Origin of the sequence: Clostridium sp. (assembly GCF_050717535.1) — a bacterium.
Classification (GTDB): Bacteria; Bacillota; Clostridia; order Clostridiales; family Clostridiaceae; genus Clostridium_AD.
Genome location: NZ_JBOITM010000002.1, coordinates 23,383 through 44,425 on the forward strand (window position 1 = coordinate 23,383; position 21,043 = coordinate 44,425).

At 30.7% G+C, this 21,043-nt stretch carries 20 protein-coding genes and 1 other annotated feature; all 20 genes read right to left on the reverse strand.

Annotated features, from left to right (window positions below):
- Positions 1-74: 74 nt before the first annotated feature.
- Entirely contained in the window at positions 75-335 is a 261-nt protein-coding gene (locus ACREVU_RS00490) for a YlmC/YmxH family sporulation protein (RefSeq protein ID WP_431549703.1), read from the reverse strand.
- A 188-nt stretch (positions 336-523) separates the two neighbouring features.
- A complete protein-coding gene (gene sigG, locus ACREVU_RS00495; RefSeq protein ID WP_431549675.1) occupies positions 524-1,297 on the reverse strand; it encodes an RNA polymerase sporulation sigma factor SigG in 774 nt (257 codons plus the stop codon).
- A gap of 75 nt (positions 1,298-1,372) precedes the next feature.
- Positions 1,373-2,080: an RNA polymerase sporulation sigma factor SigE gene (gene sigE / locus ACREVU_RS00500; RefSeq protein WP_431549676.1), complete on the reverse strand. Its 708-nt coding sequence runs from the start codon at positions 2,078-2,080 to the stop codon at positions 1,373-1,375.
- A gap of 55 nt (positions 2,081-2,135) precedes the next feature.
- Positions 2,136-2,942 (reverse strand): sigma-E processing peptidase SpoIIGA, encoded by an 807-nt coding sequence (spoIIGA, locus tag ACREVU_RS00505; protein ID WP_431549677.1) that lies wholly within the window; start codon positions 2,940-2,942, stop codon positions 2,136-2,138.
- 346 nt (positions 2,943-3,288) lie between these two features.
- On the reverse strand, positions 3,289-4,380 hold the full coding sequence (gene ftsZ / locus ACREVU_RS00510) for a cell division protein FtsZ (RefSeq protein ID WP_431549678.1): 1,092 nt from the start codon (positions 4,378-4,380) through the stop codon (positions 3,289-3,291).
- Between the two features lie 15 nt (positions 4,381-4,395).
- Complete coding sequence (gene ftsA / locus ACREVU_RS00515; RefSeq protein WP_431549679.1) at positions 4,396-5,649, reverse strand: cell division protein FtsA; 1,254 nt, start codon at positions 5,647-5,649, stop codon at positions 4,396-4,398.
- Positions 5,650-6,024: 375 nt separating this feature from the next.
- A complete protein-coding gene (locus ACREVU_RS00520) occupies positions 6,025-7,080 on the reverse strand; it encodes a type IV pilus twitching motility protein PilT (RefSeq protein WP_431549680.1) in 1,056 nt (351 codons plus the stop codon).
- Entirely contained in the window at positions 7,080-7,859 is a 780-nt protein-coding gene (gene aroE / locus ACREVU_RS00525; RefSeq protein WP_431549681.1) for a shikimate dehydrogenase, read from the reverse strand. The genes ACREVU_RS00520 and aroE overlap by 1 nt, the downstream gene beginning before the upstream one ends.
- Before the next feature lie 89 nt (positions 7,860-7,948).
- On the reverse strand, positions 7,949-8,677 hold the full coding sequence (gene sigK / locus ACREVU_RS00530) for an RNA polymerase sporulation sigma factor SigK (protein WP_431549682.1): 729 nt from the start codon (positions 8,675-8,677) through the stop codon (positions 7,949-7,951).
- A 90-nt stretch (positions 8,678-8,767) separates the two neighbouring features.
- Positions 8,768-10,477 (reverse strand): penicillin-binding transpeptidase domain-containing protein, encoded by a 1,710-nt coding sequence (locus ACREVU_RS00535; protein WP_431549683.1) that lies wholly within the window; start codon positions 10,475-10,477, stop codon positions 8,768-8,770.
- A 60-nt stretch (positions 10,478-10,537) separates the two neighbouring features.
- Positions 10,538-11,191, reverse strand: a complete 654-nt coding sequence (gene udk / locus ACREVU_RS00540; protein WP_431549684.1) for a uridine kinase — start codon at positions 11,189-11,191, stop codon at positions 10,538-10,540.
- On the reverse strand, positions 11,191-12,423 hold the full coding sequence (locus ACREVU_RS00545) for a peptidase U32 family protein (RefSeq protein WP_431549685.1): 1,233 nt from the start codon (positions 12,421-12,423) through the stop codon (positions 11,191-11,193). Before ACREVU_RS00545 ends, udk begins: the two co-directional genes overlap by 1 nt.
- A complete protein-coding gene (locus tag ACREVU_RS00550) occupies positions 12,420-13,088 on the reverse strand; it encodes an O-methyltransferase (RefSeq protein WP_431549686.1) in 669 nt (222 codons plus the stop codon). The genes ACREVU_RS00545 and ACREVU_RS00550 overlap by 4 nt, the downstream gene beginning before the upstream one ends.
- A gap of 89 nt (positions 13,089-13,177) precedes the next feature.
- The gene (gene mltG / locus ACREVU_RS00555; RefSeq protein WP_431549687.1) at positions 13,178-14,176 is read right to left on the reverse strand and encodes an endolytic transglycosylase MltG; all 999 of its coding nucleotides are present in this window, start codon (positions 14,174-14,176) and stop codon (positions 13,178-13,180) included.
- Positions 14,177-14,197: 21 nt separating this feature from the next.
- Positions 14,198-16,021: a translational GTPase TypA gene (typA, locus tag ACREVU_RS00560; protein WP_431549688.1), complete on the reverse strand. Its 1,824-nt coding sequence runs from the start codon at positions 16,019-16,021 to the stop codon at positions 14,198-14,200.
- Between the two features lie 173 nt (positions 16,022-16,194).
- The gene (locus tag ACREVU_RS00565; protein ID WP_431549689.1) at positions 16,195-16,647 is read right to left on the reverse strand and encodes a Fur family transcriptional regulator; all 453 of its coding nucleotides are present in this window, start codon (positions 16,645-16,647) and stop codon (positions 16,195-16,197) included.
- A gap of 153 nt (positions 16,648-16,800) precedes the next feature.
- A complete protein-coding gene (locus tag ACREVU_RS00570) occupies positions 16,801-17,058 on the reverse strand; it encodes a DUF1292 domain-containing protein (protein WP_431549690.1) in 258 nt (85 codons plus the stop codon).
- Positions 17,059-17,130: 72 nt separating this feature from the next.
- Positions 17,131-17,550, reverse strand: a complete 420-nt coding sequence (gene ruvX, locus ACREVU_RS00575; protein ID WP_431549691.1) for a Holliday junction resolvase RuvX — start codon at positions 17,548-17,550, stop codon at positions 17,131-17,133.
- Positions 17,551-17,625: 75 nt separating this feature from the next.
- A complete protein-coding gene (locus tag ACREVU_RS00580) occupies positions 17,626-17,880 on the reverse strand; it encodes an IreB family regulatory phosphoprotein (protein ID WP_216164024.1) in 255 nt (84 codons plus the stop codon).
- A 182-nt stretch (positions 17,881-18,062) separates the two neighbouring features.
- The gene (alaS, locus tag ACREVU_RS00585) at positions 18,063-20,708 is read right to left on the reverse strand and encodes an alanine--tRNA ligase (protein ID WP_431549692.1); all 2,646 of its coding nucleotides are present in this window, start codon (positions 20,706-20,708) and stop codon (positions 18,063-18,065) included.
- A gap of 89 nt (positions 20,709-20,797) precedes the next feature.
- Positions 20,798-20,990: a binding site (T-box leader), on the reverse strand.
- Between the last annotated feature and the right edge of the window lie 53 nt (positions 20,991-21,043).

Below are 21,043 nucleotides of genomic sequence, written 5' to 3' on the forward strand. Positions count from 1 at the left end.
AATATAAATTAAAATAGTTTAATCCCATAAAAATAATAACAAGTATTAACCTGTTATTATTTTTATGCACTGAATTATTCATTTTCTATATTTATATCACTACCATCTATAAGAATAACATCCACACCAATTTTTTTCACCTTTTCCCAAGGCACTTCAATACTATTATTTTTATTAAACCAAGAGGATTTTTGAGTTGGAAGTATAATTGAAATAATTCTATACTCTTCGCAATCAATTTTTAAATCTTTAATATATCCCATTTTCGAACCTGAATTTATATCTATAATTTCCATCTGTCTTAAGTTATTTATTGCAAACATTAAGCTTTCTATTTTATTACCCCCCTTATGCTTATTCTTTAAAACAAGTACTCACCATACTAATTTTTTTAGTTTATTAATGCTATATACTATTTATATTCATCAGTTTATTAAAATATTATTTTAATCGTTAATATTTTGTGTTCTTTATAATAAAATAAATAAAATCCACTTCGAAAAAAAGGGACCCCTAAGGGACCCTAAACATATTTTCTCATATGCTTTAATGCAGTTTTTTCAAGCCGTGACACCTGTGCTTGTGAGATACCTATTTCATCAGCAACTTCCATTTGAGTTCGGCCATCGAAAAACCTTAAATTCAATATTAATTTTTCTCTACCATCTAATTTTTTCATTGCCTCATTAATAGATATATTTTCAAGCCAACTATCATCTAAATTTTTAGTATCACTTATTTGGTCCATTACATAAATCGCATCTCCGCCATCATGATAAATTGGCTCAAACAAAGATACTGGGTCTTGCAACGCATCTAATGCAAATACAACCTCTTCTCTTGGCAATTCTAGTTCTTTTGCTATTTGAGATATAGTGGGTTCTTTATTATCTTGATTTACCAATCTATCTCTAACTTGCAATGCTCTATATGCAATATCCCTAAGTGACCTGCTAACTCTTATAGAGTTGTTATCTCTTAAGTATCTTCTAATTTCTCCAATAATCATGGGGACTGCATATGTTGAAAACCTGACATTTAAACTTAAATCGAAATTATCAATGGACTTCATTAAACCAATACAGCCTACTTGAAATAAATCATCTACATTTTCTCCTCGGTTATTGAAGTGCTGTATCACACTTAAAACCAATCTTAAATTTCCGTTAATAAATGTGTCTCTACACCCATGCTCACCATTTTGTATCCTATACAACAATTCTTTCATTTGCTTTTCTTTTAATACTGGTAATTTTGATGTGTTTACTCCACATATTTCTACTTTGTTGATCATCATAAGGTCATCATTCCCTTCTGAGTAATTGCATTTAAATTATGCCCTTATGATTTATTTTTTATACCAAAGACAACCCTATACCATTTTATTTATTTCTTTTTTCAATCTTTTTATAATTCTTTTTTCAAGTCTTGAGATATAAGATTGCGATATTCCAAGTATATCTGCCACTTCCTTTTGCGTTTTTTCTGTAGTCCCATTTAAACCAAATCTTAACTGTACAATTTCTTTTTCTCTAGCATTTAGACGTTGCATAGCCAGCCAAAGCAATTGTTTATCTACATCATCTTCAATGATATTATAAACCACATCATTATCAGTACCAAGAATATCAGAAAGTAGCAGTTCATTGCCATCCCAATCAACATTTAAGGGCTCGTAAAAAGAAATTTCTGTTTTAATCTTACTGTTCCGCCTAAGATACATTAAAATTTCATTTTCAATGCATCTTGAAGCATATGTAGCTAACTTAATTTTTTTACTAGGATCAAAAGTATTAACTGCTTTTATAAGTCCTATAGTCCCTACTGAAATTAAGTCTTCAACATTTACACCTGTATTTTCAAACTTCCTAGCTATATAAACTACCAGTCTCAAATTTCTTTCAATTAAGGTGGCTCTAACTTTTTTATCTCCAGTATCTAATCTAACTACTAATTCTTCCTCTTCTTCCCTAGTTAAAGGAGGTGGTAGTGCATCATTCCCCCCTATATAAAACAAATTTTTTGAAAACATTTTTAATTTAACAAACAACTTGTTTAACACTACTTTATAATCAAACATAATTTCCCCCTTATCTCTATTGTTATCATATAATAATTATTGATGTTTTAGCTGATTAGCTTAATAATCCTCTAGACATAAGCCCATTATAGTCATTATCTTTACTTAATTTATACTCACAAAAGGCTATAATTACATCCCTTGTTTCAATGGTTTTTTTATCAACATGAATATTAATATACTCTGGTTTAAAACCAGTGAGTCTACCAGCAGTTCCATTTACTACAGTGTAAGGAATCTGATAAGTATTGTTCTTTTCGAGCATTATCTCACTTAACATATTCCTTTCAACAATTAATACTGGTAAATTAGTAGCAGGCTCCCGAAGCTCATTTCCTGTATCTAAAAATGCTCTAATAGTTTTTTTATAATTTTTATTTATTATATCAACAGTGTATATAAGTGTGGATATTTTTTTTCTATCCCCCACAAAAATCATTATCCTATATATCAAGATATAAATTATCATCACTGAGAGCAATAATTTTTCATATGGAAAATTTATTATAATTACATTAAATGACACATCTTTACTGTTACTTATTTGAATAAACATACACATTCCAGCTAAAAGAATTGAATATAATAGATAAATTAAAGAAGCTTTAATATTGAATAGAATGTTTTTTTCTCTAAAGACAATTAGAATCATTGTAACAACTACCAGTATTTTAAAAGGTGTATATGTCAAATACTTAAGCTTTGGGTAAACTACTGTTAAAACATATAAGCTTCCTAAAAAACTTGAAAGGCACAACCACATAAGCTTTACTCTTTTTCTTAATGTTTGAACAGTAACATGTAATATGAATAGATTAACTATAAAATTTACTAATATTAGAACATCTACATATACTATCACCGGCCCTTCCTCCTTTTAATTATTATATAACTTATGCAATCAAAATTTTGTCATTTTTTACCACAATTTTTTAATTTTATTCTTCTATAAATCGTCACTAATTTCTATATTCTTTTAAATGCACAGGTCAAAGTAATAAAAAAAGACCTACCACCTACAAATTCACCACCATAATAAAGCCCTTTATAAGGTCTCTAGTCAAAGTAATGTTGTTTTAAAGGTAATAGGTCCTATTAATAATCAAAATCGTTTTAAACGCAAATAAAGTGCCTATAAGGCACTTTATTTGCTAAACACATTCAAATAAATAATAAGTCAGCATGTTTGTCTTCTTATCTGAAATGAATTATTTACTTTGTCTTCTTAAAAAAGCTGGAATTTCTAAATCGGAATCTTCATAGCTTTTAGTATAAGCCGCTTCTTCAATAGGTTTCACAAATTCTTTTTCTTTAGACTTTGGAGTAGCTTTATTTTTTAATATATTTTCATTCTCAAATCCAGTAGCAATAACAGTTATTCTTATCTCATCTTTTAGACTTTCATCTATAACTGCACCAAATATAATATTAGCATCTGGGTCAGCTGCTCCTTGAACAATCTCTGCAGCTTCATTTATTTCAAGAAGACCTAAATCTGTCCCACCTGTAATATTTAAAAGAACACCGGTAGCACCAACTATAGAGGTCTCCAGCAATGGACTTGAAATAGCTTGTTTTGCTGCTTCTTGAGCTCTATTATCACCTGAAGCTCTACCAACACCCATATGTGCAAGGCCTTTAGCAAGCATAATTGTTCTCACATCTGCAAAATCTAGGTTTACGAGACCTGGTATAGTAATTAAATCAGATATACCTTGTATACCTTGTCTTAAAACATCATCTGCCATCTTAAAAGAATCCATTAAAGTAGTTTTCTTATCTACCATAGTTAATAATCTTTCATTTGGAATTGTTACTAATGTGTCTACTGTTTCTTTAAGTGTTTTTATTCCTATTTCAGCATTAATCATTCTTTTTCTGCCCTCAAAAGGAAATGGTTTTGTTACAACACCTACAGTAAGTATTCCCATTGACTTAGCAATTTCTGCAACCACAGGTGCAGCACCAGTTCCTGTACCGCCGCCCATACCAGCAGTAATAAAAACCATATCGGCTCCTTTTATAGCTGCTGAAATTTCGTCTTTGCTCTCTTCCGCTGCTTTCATACCAATTTCTGGATTAGCACCAGCTCCTAACCCTTTAGTTAATTTATCACCGATTTGAATTTTTTGAACAGCATGAGATTGAATTAAAGCCTGTTTATCTGTATTTATAGCTATAAACTCCACATTTTTAAGTCCCTCAATAATCATTCTGTTTATAGCATTGTTTCCTCCACCACCACAACCAATTACTTTAATCTGAGCAAATTCTTGAACATCAACATCAAAATCTAGCACAACACTGCCTCCTTTTTAGAAAAAATCTGCAAAGAACCCTTTGATTTTAGATGCAAATCCATCTTTTCTATTTTTATTTTGGTTTTTTGACCATTTGTTTTCATATGAATTTTCATCTAATTCTTCTGATAAACTACTACTTACCTTAAGATTATTAACAGCTTGTATAACTATTCCTACCGCTGTAACATATATAGGGCTAGCTGCTCCTACATAATCCGGAGAACCTATTCTTACTGGCTTGTCCAGTATTCTTTTGCTAAGTTCTGTGGTACCTCTAAATAATGATATCCCTCCACCAACTATAACTGCACCAGAAATTTCTTTGTAGTATCCACTATTTAATAAATTTCTTTTAATTAAATTTAATAATTCTTCTACCCTAGCCTCAATTATATCAACTAATAAATTACTATCAATTTCCATAAAATTATCATATGAATCTTTAACTCTGATTTTCTCTGTATCCGTTTCTTTTCCTTTAACTAAACTTCCATACTTAAGCTTTAGCTTTTCACCTTCACTAAATGGAATTTTAAGACAAACTGATATATCGTTGGTTATATTATTTCCACCTAGTTGAACAATAGACGTATATTTTAGTTTTGCACCCTTGTAAATAGAGATATCAATGGTCTCTGCTCCAACATCTACAATTGCTATACCCATGTCCTTCTCTTCTTTTCTTATTACTGCCTCTGCTATAGCTGATGGCTGAAGTACTATACCATTAACTTTAATTCCAGCATGCCTTACACTTTTCAATAAATTACTAACTACTGTGGTTTGTGCCATGACTACTTGTGCTTCAACTTCCAGTCTTTCTGCACTCATGCCTCTAGGATCTTTGATATTGTCATATCCATCAACAATATATTGCTCAGGTTCAACACCAACTATTTCTTTGTCCGGTGGAACTGATATAAGTTTAGCAGCTTCAATTACCCTGTCCACATCAACTTGTTTGATTTCTCTGTCTTCAGAAGATATTGCAATCATTCCCGTATTTCTTACTAGTTCACAAATTCCTCCAGGTAAAGATATATATCCCTCGGTGATTTGTGTATCTGTCATACGCTCCAGTTGTATGACACATTGCTTTATAGCTTCAGCTGTGCTATCTATATCTATTACAACTGATTTATTTAAACCACTACATACCACTGATGTAATGCCTATAATCTGAAGTTTTCCATTACTACTAATCTTACCAACTGCTCCGCATATTTTTGATGATCCTAAGTCAATTCCTACTATATTTTCTTTCATTAAGTTTATCCCCCCTCATAAGAGAAACCTCAAATGTATATATTCAACAAAAAAATAAATTTTCCTCTTATTTAAATCGATTTTTTATAATATTTATTATAAATTTAAATACAATTAAAAACAATTATAGTTTAATTGTATTTTTACGGAATATTTATAAACTTAATTTTAAATTTTTAAACCACATTATATTAATAATGTTAAAAAAAATAACTTTTTCGTCTAGACTTAGTATAATAGCAATATGTAAAAAAAGCAATATTATATTACCTAGGCAATTATGCCCAAATTAATATTAAATAAATAATTTATAACAAAAAATATAAAGCTAAAAGTTATAAATCAAGCATTCTTTTAGCTTCATTTAATTATTCACTAAAGTGAAAGCATTCTTATCATCATTTCTGTATCAACTGAGTAAGTCATTGCATCTTCTTTAGATATAATGTTTTTTTTGTACAACTCCGCAATTGACATATCCATTGTTTTCATTCCATATTTTCCTCCAGTTTGAACACAGGACTGCAGTTGATGAGTTTTACCTTCCCGAATAAGATTCTGAATTGCTGGAGTTGATATCATAATTTCAAGGGCAGCCACTCTTCCTTTTTCATTAACTTTAGGTATTAATTGTTGAGAAACTATTCCTTGCATTACTGCAGCTAATTGAACTTTAATTTGTTGCTGCTGATGTGGAGGAAAAACATCCACTATTCTATCTACTGTCTTAGCTGCACCTATAGTATGTAAAGTAGAGAAAACTAGATGCCCAGTTTCAGCTGCAGTAATAGCAATGGAAATTGTCTCAAGGTCCCTCATTTCTCCAACTAATATAACATCAGGGTCTTCTCTAAGGATTGCTCTTAAAGCATTTTTATAATTTTTACTGTCTTTCCCAATTTCTCTTTGATTGATAATCGACTTGTTATGTTTATGCAAATACTCAATAGGATCCTCTAAAGTAATAATATTACATGCCCTAGTAGAATTAATTTCATTAACCATAGCAGCTAGTGTAGTACTTTTACCACTACCTGTAGGTCCTGTTACTAAAACTAACCCTCTTTGTTTTGTAGTAAGTTCCCTAGCAACCTCCGGAAACTCAAGTTGTTTAAGTGTAGGTATTTTTAGCGCAACTACTCTAATAGCTATAGTGTCGCTTCCCCGTTGCTTATAAACATTGACTCTAAATCTTCCAAGTCCACCAATAGAGTAAGAAGTGTCAATTTCTCCAGTTTCATAATATTCTTCATAAGAATCTTCTAAAATTTCTCTTGAATACCTTTCAGTATCCCCCGGAGTTAATTTGTCTTTACCAATTTGCATTAAATGACCATTAACTCTAATAATTGGTACAGATCCAACTGTCAGGTGTAAATCTGACGCATTCTGTTCTGTGGTTTTTTCTAGCAATTCACTAAGTGATATCATTATTTATCCTCCTGTTCTTCTAATGAGGCTTCCCAAATATCTATGGCAAAATGAGCTTGAAATTTCAACATATTCTTGCCATTTATAATTTTTGCTCCACTTTCCTCACCTTGATGCAGAAACTTTGTTTTCTCGGGTATATAAATTAAATCGTATAATATATTTTTTTCTGAAGTATTTTCTAGTTTTAATGGAAATTCTTTAAGATTATTTACTCCGCCTAAGGGTGTACAATTCACAATTATGTCGTAGTTTCTGCAATTTATTATGGAATTAAATTGCACGAATTTATCTATTTCAGAAAACTGATCCAAGACCTTTTGTTTGTTTCTTCCTGCAATGTCTATGAACTGTATCCCTAAATGTTTAAGTGCAAAAAATATGCTCTTAGCTGCACCTCCATTTCCAATAATTAATGCTCTACCCTTTAGGGATTTAACCCCCTCTACCTCAAGGCTTTTTATGAAACCTAAGTAATCTGTATTGTATCCCACAAGCTTACCATTTGTTACAGCAACTGTATTCACAGCACCTATAACATCTGCTGGGTATATTATCTTGTTTAAATAGTTAATAATATGCTCTTTATAGGGTATAGTTACATTAAAGCCAATTATATTGTTTCTATCTAAATTCTCAATAAAATAAGGTATTTCATTTTCTTGTAAATCGAATAACTTATAATTAAAATCAATTCCGTTTAATTTGTAATACTCCTTGTGAATAGATGGTGATTGAGAATATTGTATATTGTTTCCAAGTAGTCCAGTAGTCTTCACTTTATCATCTCCAGGTTATAAACTTAGATAAAATTATAATATTCGACAAAATTATAGTATTTCCCTCTTTTATTTTTTTCTTATCTATATCATAATTTATTAGGACCATTTAATTTAGTTTTACTGGTGCAATTTAATTCTCTATAAAGCTTCTTTAATGCTCTTTTTTCAATTCTAGAAACATATGACCTAGAAATTCCTAGAATTAATGCGATTTCTCTTTGAGTTCTAGGATTACCATCAAGTAAACCATAGCGCATTTGAATTATTATTTTTTCTCTATCCATCAAAGCTACATTAATTTTATTATAAAGTTTCTTTATTTGTATTTTATTTTCTACTATTTCAATAATAGAATCTTCATCGCTACTTAATACATCCATTAAAGATATCTCATTTCCCTCTTTATCAATGCCAATAGGGTCTTGCAAATACACTTCCCCTTTTGTTTTCTTATTATTGCGAATAAGCATAAGTATTTCATTTTCAATACATCTTGCTGCATAGGTGGCAAGCCTTGTTCCTTTAGTTGTATCAAAAGAATCAATAGCTTTAATTAGACCTACAGTACCAATGGATATAAGATCATCTACATCTTTTCCTGGGTAGGAATATTTTTTTACTATATGAGCAACTAATCTTAAATTTCGCTCAACTAATGTACTTTTAGCTAGTAAATCACCTTCTTTTAACTTTGTTAAATAACATTTCTCTTCTTCTTCACTTAGAGGTTGTGGAAATGAACTACTACCAGTTATATAAGCGGTTAAGAATGTAACATTTCCAATCATATCTAATAAACAATTCATGAAAAACACAGATGTTCCTCCTAATAGTGCTTATTAATATAATATGATTTATTTTATTAATAGTGCTTGTATATAAAAAAAAATATTTTGTAAATTTATTTAGTCTATATCTTTAATTGCATTGACTATTTCTTTAAATATTGGAGCAGCTGTACTACCACCAGCTTCATTTTTATCAATATTATTCACACAAACAACCATAGAATAATTTTTCCCCCGCAAATTGAAAAAGCCAACAAACCACCCATCATAATACTTTGTTCCCCCTTCAAGATACATACTAGTTCCTGTTTTACCACCTATATCCATGCCTTTAATAATAGCTTCTTTCCCTGTGCCATTTTTTACTACATCCAGCATATCAAGTTTAACTTCTCTTGCAGTTTGTTTTTTTAACACCTGATAAGTTTTAGAAGTAATTCTCTCTAAAACTCTATTGTCATCGTTTACATATGCATCTATTATGCTTGGCTGAACATATATCCCATTGTTCATAATAGTATTAGGGATACTAATTGCTTGCAGTGGTGTTATTCTAATCTTTTGCCCAATAGCTGTTTGACTTATATCTTCCTTAGGACTTGATAAATCCACTTCAAATTTACCACTTTGCTCCTGCTCCAAATTTAGCACTTTGTCTAACATACCTTGATTTTCTGCATAATTATATATATTTTGAAAACCTACCTTCCAACCTAATTGAGCAAAGATGTTATTAGAAGAATCCCGAAAAGCCTCACCAACTGTAAATTTATTTTTATTGTTGTAATTATGTAAGTCTTCCGGGAATAAGCCTGGAATTATTGTATATATTTCATTCTTGCTTATTAAATTCATATCTAGACCAGCTTCTTCCACGATAGATTTAAATATTGACCCAGGATAAGCGCCATAAGTACTTGGGTATCCTAAATTAGCATTAGATAAATTATCATCCTTTTGTGCCATTGCTCTTATTTTACCAGTGCTGCTCTCCATTAGTACAACACCAATTTGACCATATTTTTCATATTTTTTCACATGAAGAATACCTTCAGCAATATCTTGGATATCTTTGTCTAAGGTAAGTCTCACATTAACATTGTTTACTGGCTCAATAATTTTACCTTCAGATATTTCACCATCAACCCCTTTATCAAACCTTACTTTTGCAAACTCATTATTTTTAGTTTTATTATATATTTGCATTTCTAAAGAGGTAGCACTTTTAGGAACCAGTTTGCTAAAAGTTTTTTTAGTTACTGGATCAATACTATTTTTATTATAATTTGTTTCTATCAACACATTATCAATTTTCCAATATTTACTTTTATCTTTTATTACTTCATTAGCTGCATAAGTATAAAAGCCTTTCACTTCTTTAATATCCTTAAGCTTATCAAAAGTAACTTCATCAATTTTATATCTTATTTTTCCACTACTACCAGTACTTTTTATTTTATCTAAATCATAATTGCTATTGAAATTTCTTAAAGTAAATGTTAATGCCTGCATGTCATATTTACTGGTATATTCATTAAATCTAAAATAGTCTATTGGATCAATAACTGCATAATAATTCACAGCATACTCTAAAAGAGGTACATTGTTACAATCAAGTAAATTATACTGAAGACCATATTTTTCATCTATTGTATATTGCGCATTAAACATTGCTTTTAAGGGTTCAGCCTTAAAATACATGTAATTAACTATTTTCCAAATTAAAAAACAAAATAATAATATAAATATAATCAATAAAGTCCAAGTTCTTTTTTGAATTTCTCTCCTTTGGTTTGATGATCCAAAGATATTATTTCTACTATACATAAAAACACCTCACTTAGACTAATTCTAGCCTGGAATGAGATGTTTTATACTTTATAATTGTTATTTTTGGTTTTGTTGGTTTTGTTGATTTTGATGTTTTTGAAGTGTTTGCCTTATATTTGATGTAATTATATCTATAGCCACTTTATTATGTCCACCTTCTGGTATAATAATGTCTGCATATCTTTTGGTATGTTCAGTAAATTGTTCGTGCATTGGTTTAACAACATTTAAATACTGTTTTATAACAGAATCTGTTGTTCTACCCCTCTCATTAATATCTCTAACAAGTCTTCTTATAAATCTCACGTCTGCATCAGTATCTACATATATTTTAATATCTAGCATATCGCGAAGAATCTTTTCTTGAAGTACAAGAATTCCTTCGACTATAATAATTTCCTTTGGCTCCACAGCAACGGTTTCTTCCATACGGTTATGTATCTCAAAATTATATATAGGTTTCTTAATAGATTGTCCTTCTAAAAGGAGATTTAGATGCTCAACTAAAAGCGAAGTATCAAAAGCATCTGGATGATCATAGTTTGTCTTTACCCTTTCTTCAAAAGAAAGGTGACTTTGATCCTTATAATAAGAGTCCTGTTCAAGCATTGCAATACATGAGTCATCAAACTGCTTATAGATTTCTCTTGCAATGGTACTTTTTCCAGAACCAGTTCCTCCAGTTATCCCTATTGAAATCGGACGATGCATTATTTTTCCTCCTTGGATTTTATAAGTATATCATTCTCATGAAGTTTTTCCATAACATTTACAGTAAATAACATCTGAGCCCTTGGAGCGGAATCTATAATTTCTCCCTTAGAATCTCTCATATCCACAAGCACAATTAATACATTATCTCCCACAGGTCTTAATACTTCAACAGTATCACCCCTATATACCTTATTTCTTTGCTCTATTGTTGCAATATTACTTTCTTTACTATATTCCCTTACAATTCCAACAATATCATAATCTCTAATATATGAAGATGACTCATATATCTGTTTGTCAGGATCTCCAAAGTAAAATCCAGTATAATATTGTCTATGGCTAGGTTTTAAAAGATTATCCATCCATTTTTGCTCGAATTTGTAGTTTTCAGGATCTTCTAAATAGCTATCCACAGCTTCTCTATAGGATTTACATACAGAGGCAACATAATATGAGCTTTTCATTCTTCCTTCTATTTTAAAAGACATTATCCCTGATTCCATAAGTTCTGGTATATGTTCTATCATATTTAAGTCCTTTGAATTCATTATGTAAGTGCCTTTATCATCTTCAATTATAGGAAAGTATTCGCCGTCCCTTTTTTCTTCCATTAAGAAATATTTATATCTACATGGCTGAGCACATTGTCCTCTATTAGCATCTCTACCCGTCATGTAATTTGACATAAGGCATCTTCCTGAGTAGGACATACACATAGACCCATGGACAAAAGCTTCAAGTTCACAAGTATTAGGTAATTTTGCTCTAATTTCTTTGATTTCTTCTAGGGATAATTCTCTTGCAAGAACAATTCTTTTTACTCCTTGTTTATGCCAAAAGATAGCCGATTTATAGTTTACATTGTTAGCCTGAGTGCTTAAGTGGATTTCTAAATTTGGTACAACTTCTCTCGCTACCATGATAATCCCTGGATCAGATACAATAATAGCATCTGCACCTATTTCATATACCTCTTTTAGGTAATCTTCAAGACCTTCTAAATCCTCATTATGAGGAAATACATTTAATGTAACATATACTTTTTTATCTTTTGAATGTGCAAATTCTATACCTTCTTTTAATTCTTCAGTACTAAAATTGTCTGCAAAAGCTCTTAAATTTAATTTGCTCCCACCTAAATAAACTGCATCTGCTCCAAAATTTATAGCTGCTTTTAATTTCTCTAAATTACCTGCAGGTGCTAATATTTCTGGTTTCATTAGTTTCATTCCTCCTTGCTACTCTCTGAACATTTTCTTACTGTAACTGAAATGCCATCTCCCATTGGTATTACAGAAGTAATAAGTTCATCGTTACTAGATACTAATTCTAAGTAACTTTTCATGCGTTTTATTATAGTTACTTTTCTACGTGTTGCAAGTTCTTTTGATGCAACCATTCCTCTAAATAAGACATTATCAGCAATAAGAATTCCTTGCTTTTTTAAAAGTCTTAAACAGTGGGGAAGAAAATGATTATAGTGCCCTTTACCTGCATCTATAAAAATCATATCATATTCACCGTGAAGATTCTCTAAAACTTCTAGGCACTCTCCTTGTAGAATAGTGATTTTATTTTGCAATCCATATTTTTCTATATTAGTTTTTGCAAGATCTATCATTTTTTCGTCTCTTTCTATAGTGGTAATTTCACAGTTTCCACCCATAGCTTGATTCATTAAAATAGCAGAATATCCTATGGCAGTACCAAGTTCTAATATTCTACTTGGTCTATTCATAGTTACCATTAATTCTAAAAACTTTGCAGTTTCCTTTTGAACTATAGGTACTCTATTCTCTAATGCAAAATTTTCCAACTCTTCTAAAATACCAGTATTACTTGGAATCAATTTTCTTAAATATTGTTCCATATAATCATATGTTATCCCACTCATTAAATTTCCTCCAAAAATTGATTTAGGCACATGAAAATAAATAACAAGTCAAAGCTGTTAGTATATTTTCATGTGCCTAACACAGTTAACTAAAATCCTTGTGTTACACCTTTAACTTTTAAGAATTTACCGTAGTCATCTGTAAAAAAATGCTTCCCATCATTAGTGGAAACAAAGTATAAATAATTTGTCTTAGCAGGAGATAAAGCTGCTTTAATAGATTCTGTTCCTGGGCTACATATTGGTCCTACTGGTAACCCTTTAACCAAATAGGTATTATAAGGTGATTTAAATTTTAAATCTTTATCATATAGTTTTTCTCTATGTTCACCTAGTGAATATATAACAGTTGCACAAGATTGCAACTTAATGTTTTTTGCTAATCTATTATAAAAAACTGATGCTACTTTATCTCGTTCCTCTTTATCACTAGCTTCTCTTTCAACAATTGATGCCATTATTATTATATTGTCCAATTGCTTCATATCTATAGTCTTTTCTTTGTTTATTTCATTTATAGTTGTGTAAAATTTATCCACCATCAATTTAATTATTTCATTGCCACTCATACCAACATTAAGCTGGTACGTGGCAGGAAAAAGAAAACCTTCCAAATTAAATTTTCGAGATTCTTTGTTTTGTACATAACTTGGCAGCTTATAAGTTTTACAGCTATCTATAAATTTTTCACTTTTTATTATGCCTTTTTCTTGAAGAATTTTTGCGATATCATTTACATCAAATCCTTCTGGCACAGTTACTTTAACAATATCTTCCTCATTCCCTACAGTTGATAAAATATTTACAAACTCAGTAACTGAAGAATCCTTCGGTATAAAGAACTTTCCTGTATGTATATTGGATTTAATAGCATTTTTCTTAATAAAAAGTTTTATAATATTTGAATTTTTCATAGCCCCATTTTGGTTTAAATCATCTAGTATACTATATAAAGTGTCTCCATTTTTTACAACAACATGGATATCTTTCCCGGCTTTAATAGGATGCAGTGTTATTTTCTTATACTGGAAAATTCCAGCTAACACGCAAACTATTAAAATTCCAACTAATAGCCCTATCTTTTTCAATAAACCACCCCATAATTAAAACTATTTACTTTTTCTAGTAGTTGCCCTTTTTCTTTCTCCTGAATCTAATATTCTTTTTCTCATTCTAATATTTAATGGTGTAATTTCAACTAGTTCATCTACAGCTATAAATTCTAAACATTGTTCTAGTGTCATTTGTTTTACTGGAACTAGTTTCGGTGATTCATCTGCTCCTGAAGATCTAGTATTTGTTAATTGTTTCTTTCTACAAATATTTATCTCCATATCTCCAGCTCTTGCACATTCTCCTGCAATCATTCCTGCATATACAGGTACTCCTGGTACTATGAAAAGAGTACCACGATCTTGAGCATTAAATAATCCGTAAGTAATTGATTCTCCTGTTTCAAATACTATTAAAGAACCTCTGCTTCTATCTGGAATTTCACCTTTATATTTATCATAACCATCTAAAACGTGATTCATTATACCATTACCCTTAGTATCAGTCATAAGTTCACTTCTGAATCCAATTAATCCTCTTGATGGTATTTTAAATTCTAATCTAGTGTAACCATTTATAGCTGAAGTCATATTTACCATTTCTGCTTTTCTAGGTCCCATTTTTTCCATTACTACGCCCATAAATTCTTCTGGTACGTCAATTGTAAGGTATTCAATTGGCTCTGTTTTATGTCCATTTTCCTCTTTAAATATAACATTTGCTTTTGACACTTGGAATTCATATCCTTCACGTCTCATTGTTTCAATTAGAACTGAAAGATGAAGTTCTCCTCTTCCACTTACTTCAAAACCATCCTCAATTTCTTCTACTCTCAAACTAACATTGGTTTCAAGTTCTTTCATAAGTCTATCTCTTATGTGTCTTGATGTAACAAAAGTTCCTTCTTGTCCTGCAAAGGGAGAATTATTAACCATGAAATTCATATTTAGTGTAGGCTCATCAATTTCAATGAATGGAAGAGCTTCTGGCTCATTAATATCAGCTATTGTCTCTCCAATGTTAATGTCTGGAATACCAGAAACTGCTACGATATCACCAAGCATTGCTTCTTCAGTTTCTTCTCTTTTAAGACCATTGTAAACGTAAAGGCTTGAAACTTTAACATTGTTTATTGTTCCATCTTTTCTTATAAGTGCTATTTGTTGATTCTTTTTGATTGATCCTCTTTCAATTTTTCCTATTCCAATTTTTCCAACATACTCATTATAATCAATTGTTGAAATAAGCAATTGAAGAGGTTGATCTAAATATCCTTCTGGTGCTTCTACATTTTTGATTATAGAATCAAATAATGGTTCCATGTTGTCACTTACATCTTCAACATTTAATTTAGCAAACCCTTCTCTAGCAGAAGCATATACCACTGCAAAGTCTAATTGTTCATCGTCTGCTCCAAGTTCAACAAATAGATCAAAGACTTCATCAAGTACTTCTGTAGGACGAGCATCTTTTCTATCAATTTTATTTATAACAACTATTGGTCTAAGGTTTAATTCTAATGCTTTTTTCAAAACAAATTTAGTTTGTGGCATTGGGCCTTCATATGCATCAACTACAAGAAGTACACTATCAACCATCTTAAGTACTCGTTCAACTTCTCCACCAAAATCTGCATGGCCAGGAGTATCAACTATGTTAATTTTAATTCCATTATGCATTACTGCTGTATTTTTAGAAAGAATTGTAATCCCTCTCTCTTTTTCTAAATCATTAGAGTCCATTACTCTTTCTTGTACTTTTTCATTTTCTCTAAAAACATGGCTTTGCTTAAGTAGACAATCCACTAGGGTAGTCTTGCCGTGATCTACGTGGGCAATTATTGCTATATTTCTAACATCATTTCTTGTAAATAAATTCATATTAATCCTCCAATTTTTTTTTCGTAAGTAGTTTACACATTTTACACAAACAAAAATTGGATACGTCTTGAAGTATCCAATTTTCGCATTTACTATACTTATTCTAATATTATCTTGCAAAAAAGTCAACTAGGTCTAGTATACATTATTGCCAAATGATTAAAAAAGTCTAATTATTTATCTAAACACTTGTCACAAATACCATAGAATTTCAAACTATGATCTTCAACCTTAAAATTATATTTTTTTTCAACAATTATCTCTAATTCATCCAGCAAATCTCCCTGTACCTCCAACACTTTCCCACAGCGATTGCATATCAAGTGATGGTGTTGATGGTTTTCATCTTCATGGATTAGTTCGTATCTACTACAACCGTCATCTAAATCTAGCTTTCGAATTACATTCATTTCTTCTAAAAGTTGAATTGTTCTATAAACTGTGGCAAGACCTATCTCTGGGCAGTCAGATTTAACCAAGTCATATAGTTCTTCCGCAGTAAGATGGCTACCTTCACTCTTAATTATTCCATTTAAAATAGCTCTTCTCTGCGGAGTAAGCTTATATCCCTCTTGTTTTAAGGTTTCTTTTAAACTCTCAATAGTCTCTGGAGATAAATTTGACATATATGTACCCTTCTTCCACAATTATTATTTGACTCACCAATAAAATTACATTTAGTATTCTCTCATTCTAATACTCTTTTGAGGTTTTGTCAATTGATAATCATTTAGTTTTAAGAAAATAAGTTAATTAGGTTAATTGCCCACTAAAAGAAGTTAATCTTCTTCAGAAAAAACAGTCTCATAGGCTTCTGAAATCATTTCGAATTCTTCATCGTCTTCTATTGTTACTAGAATATCGTTGCCCTCTGCATCCTTATCAATTCTTAATGCAATGGCATCAATATCCTCTTCTCCAGTTGGTGCAACTATAATATATTCTTTATCTTCAATGTCTAATTTAGTTAGTACATCAAATTCTATTTCTTTACCCTCTTCATCGTTTAATAGTATAGTTTCAACATTGTTTTCCATCTTATTATCTCCTTTCAGCTTATACATTTAATAATATTTAAATTTCAATTGCATATTTTGTAAACGTATTTTTTATAGACGTGTGCCTAAACTGTCTAAGTACCCTTGCAAAATAAATGTAGCCGCAATTTTATCTACAATTTTTTTTCTTTTGTTTCTAGATAAATCTCCCTCTAGCATAACTCTATTAGCTGCAACTGTTGTTAATCTTTCATCCCACATTTTCACTTCTAGATTCAAAGTTTCTTTTAACTGTTGACAAAACCTTTGAACCTTTTCTCCTTGTGGTCCTATAGTCCCATTCATGTTTTTAGGAAGTCCAGAGACAAAACTTTCTACATCATACTGCTTACAAATTTTTGCAATTTCCTCAATATCTAAAACTATGCTTTTTCGTTTAATTGTTGTTATTCCTTGTGCAGTCAATCCCAAGGGATCACATACTGCTATTCCAATTGTTCTGTCTCCAATGTCTAGTCCTAAAATCCTCATTCACATACTCCTTTTGTAACAGCATAATTAATCCATAGCAACATCATTAAAAAATAAAATGCCCACAAGGGCATCTTATTTTTTAATGTCTAGATAAGATTTCAAAACTTCTTCTAAGATTTCATCCCTCTCTAGCTTTCTTACTAATGCTCTTGCTCCATTGTAATTCGTTATATATGTCGGATCCCCTGAAATTAAATAACCTACCATTTGATTTACTGGGTTATATCCCTTTTTTATAAGTGAATTATATACATCAGTCAAAATAGTTTTTGTTAAATCTTTTTTATCTTTTACAAAATCAAATTGGACTGTATTTTCATTATCCATTATATATACTCCTTTCCTCATTATAAACTAATTTTTGTAAATTATACAATTAAATTATTTAAAATAAAAATTTTGTATATGTTACAGTTTTTTAGCTATACTAAGTCTCATAATTACATGTTAACGATAATTAATTTACTTATCACTAATTATATTATAAAACAACTGTCGCAAAAAGTATACTATTTTACAAATGTTTCTATTATAGATGGTACTTTATCTATTGCGTCATCTAATTTCTCCGGAAGTTTTCCACCTGCTTGAGCCATATCAGCTCTTCCACCGCCACCGCCACCAGCAATTTTAGCAACTTCTTTAACAATTTTTCCACAGTGTACTCCACTATCTATTGCAGATTTAGAGGCCATTGCAACAAATTCTACTTTATCCTCTACACGGCTTCCAATTACCACCACACCATCGCCAAGTTTATCTCGAAGTTTATCTGCTAAGTCTCTTAGTGCATCACCGTCTATACCTTTTACAACTCCACAAATAACCTTAACACCTTTAACATCTTTAACATTATCTAAAATTTCATCTACTGAAGAAGTAGCTAATTTGCCTTTTAATAATGCTATCTCTTTCTCTTTGTCTTTTAATTCTGCTAATTGAATTTCTAATCTATTTGTTATGTCTTTTTCTGAGCATTTCATAGTACTAGCAATTTCTTTTAATAAAATGTTTTTATCTTCTAAATATTTAATTGAATTACTACCTGTTATAGCTTCAATTCGTCTAACTCCTGCAGCCACTCCTGCTTCAGACAATATTTTAAACATTCCAATTTCCCCTGAGTTTCTTACATGAGTACCTCCACAAAGTTCCTTGCTATATCCTCCTACTGACACTACTCTAACATCCTCTTGATATTTTTCATCAAATAATGCTATAGCTCCACTTTTTTTAGCTTTTTCTATTGTCATAACATTAGTATCAACATTAAACACTTGCATAATATTATCATTCACAATTTTCTCAACTTTAATAATTTCTTCTTCGGTTAATGCAGAAAAGTGTGTAAAGTCAAATCTTAGTCTATCTTCATCTACATAAGAACCTGATTGATGAACATGATCACCTAACACTCTTTTTAATGCTTCTTGCAGCATATGAGTTGCAGTATGATTTCTACAAATTTCAGTTCGTCTAATCTTGTCAACTTTAAGTGTTACTAATTCATCCTTTTTTAGTGTCCCTTCTAGAACCGTAACAAAGTGTACCACCTTACCAGAGGCATTTTTTTGACAATCGTAAACTTCTGCCTTGAAATTGTCATTATATATTATTCCCTTATCTCCAATTTGACCCCCCATTTCAGCATAAAAAGGAGTAACTTCTGTTACAATAATACCTTTTTCACCCTTTGAAATCTCGTTTACAAGTTCTTCTCCACTAATTAAAACTTTAGCTACAGCTTGTAACTTAGTTTTATCATATCCATCAAATTTTGTTTCTATATTTTTAGGAATTAAGTTTAGTTGGTTTTCTCCGTTGCCCATATAATTCGAATGTCCTCTAGCAGCTCTTGCTCTTTGCCTTTGGCTCTGCATTTCACTATTAAAACCTTCCGAATCGATTCCCATACCTTTTTCTTCCAATATTTCTTCTGTAAGCTCAAATGGAAAACCAAAAGTATCGTATAATTTAAAAGCTTTATCCCCACTCAAAATTTTATTGTTATTGTTCTCAAGCTCTTCTATATAAATTTTTAAAATATCCATACCAGAGTCTAAAGTTTCTGAAAATCTTTCCTCTTCTAATTTTATAACCTTCTTAATGTATGCTGCTTTCTCTTTTAATTCTGGGTAAGCTTTAAAGGAATTTTCAATAACCGTGTTACAAAGTTTATTTAAGAAAGTGTTTTTAACTCCAAGTAATCTACCATGCCTTGCTGCACGCCTAAGTAAACGCCTAAGAACATAACCTCTTCCTTCATTAGATGGAAGTACTCCATCACTTATCATAAATGTTGTACTTCTAACATGATCTGTTATAATTCGTAGCGATATATCATCTTTATGATTTTCTCCATATTTCACTTTTGAAACTCTTGAAACTTCCTCTAAAATACTTTTTATAGTGTCTACTTCAAATATGCTTTTAGTCCCTTGCATTGTAGCAGCAATTCTCTCAAGACCCATACCTGTATCTATGTTAGGATTCTTTAATTTATTGTAGTTGCCACTCTCGTCTTTATCAAATTGAGTGAATACTAAATTCCAAAGTTCTATTACCCTATCTTCATTCCCTGCTTTTACAAATTCCTCAGCAGTTTTTATTTGACCCAGTTCTACATTTCTATCAAAATGTATTTCAGAACTTGGTCCACAAGGTCCTTGACCTATCTCCCAAAAATTATCTTCTTTTCCTAATCTAAAAATACGTGAAGAATCAATATCTGTATTTTTACTCCATATATCAAAAGCTTCATCATCCTCTAAGTATACTGTTACATATAAATTTTCTTTTGGTATCTTTAAAACCTCTGTCATATACTCCCAAGCCCATGGAATAATTTCTTTTTTAAAATAATCTCCAAAAGAAAAATTCCCAAGCATTTCAAAAAAAGTACCATGTCTTGAAGTCTTTCCTACATTTTCAATATCCCCTGTTCTAATACATTTTTGACAAGTAGTTATTCTAACACTGGGTGGTGTTTGTATTCCCGTAAAATATGGTTTAAGTGGTTGCATGCCTGCATTTACAAGTAATAAACTAGCATCATTTTTAGGCACTAGAGGAAAACTCCCCAGTCTAAGATGCTCCTTGCCTTCAAAAAATTTCAAAAAGGATTCTCTGATTTCATTAAGTCCTAATTTTTCCATAATATCTCCTCCGTTTATTTAATATATTTTTATGTAGAATTCAAAAATTAATAATTTTTTATAATAAAAAAAAACTTTACTCCCCCAAAACAAGGGACGAAAGTTTTCCGCGTTACCACCCTAATTATACTGCCATGTAATTAACAAAAATTAGTTACACTGCAATATCTCTCAAGAAACATGGTTCAAAGATAGCTTCAATATATCTAGCAAGAAGTTTTCACCAACCACTCCCTCTCTAAATGCACAAATATATTTATTAATTCTTATCATTACCAAGTATTAAATTCTATTACTATATTATAGCATATTTTCCCTTAACACATCAATATATA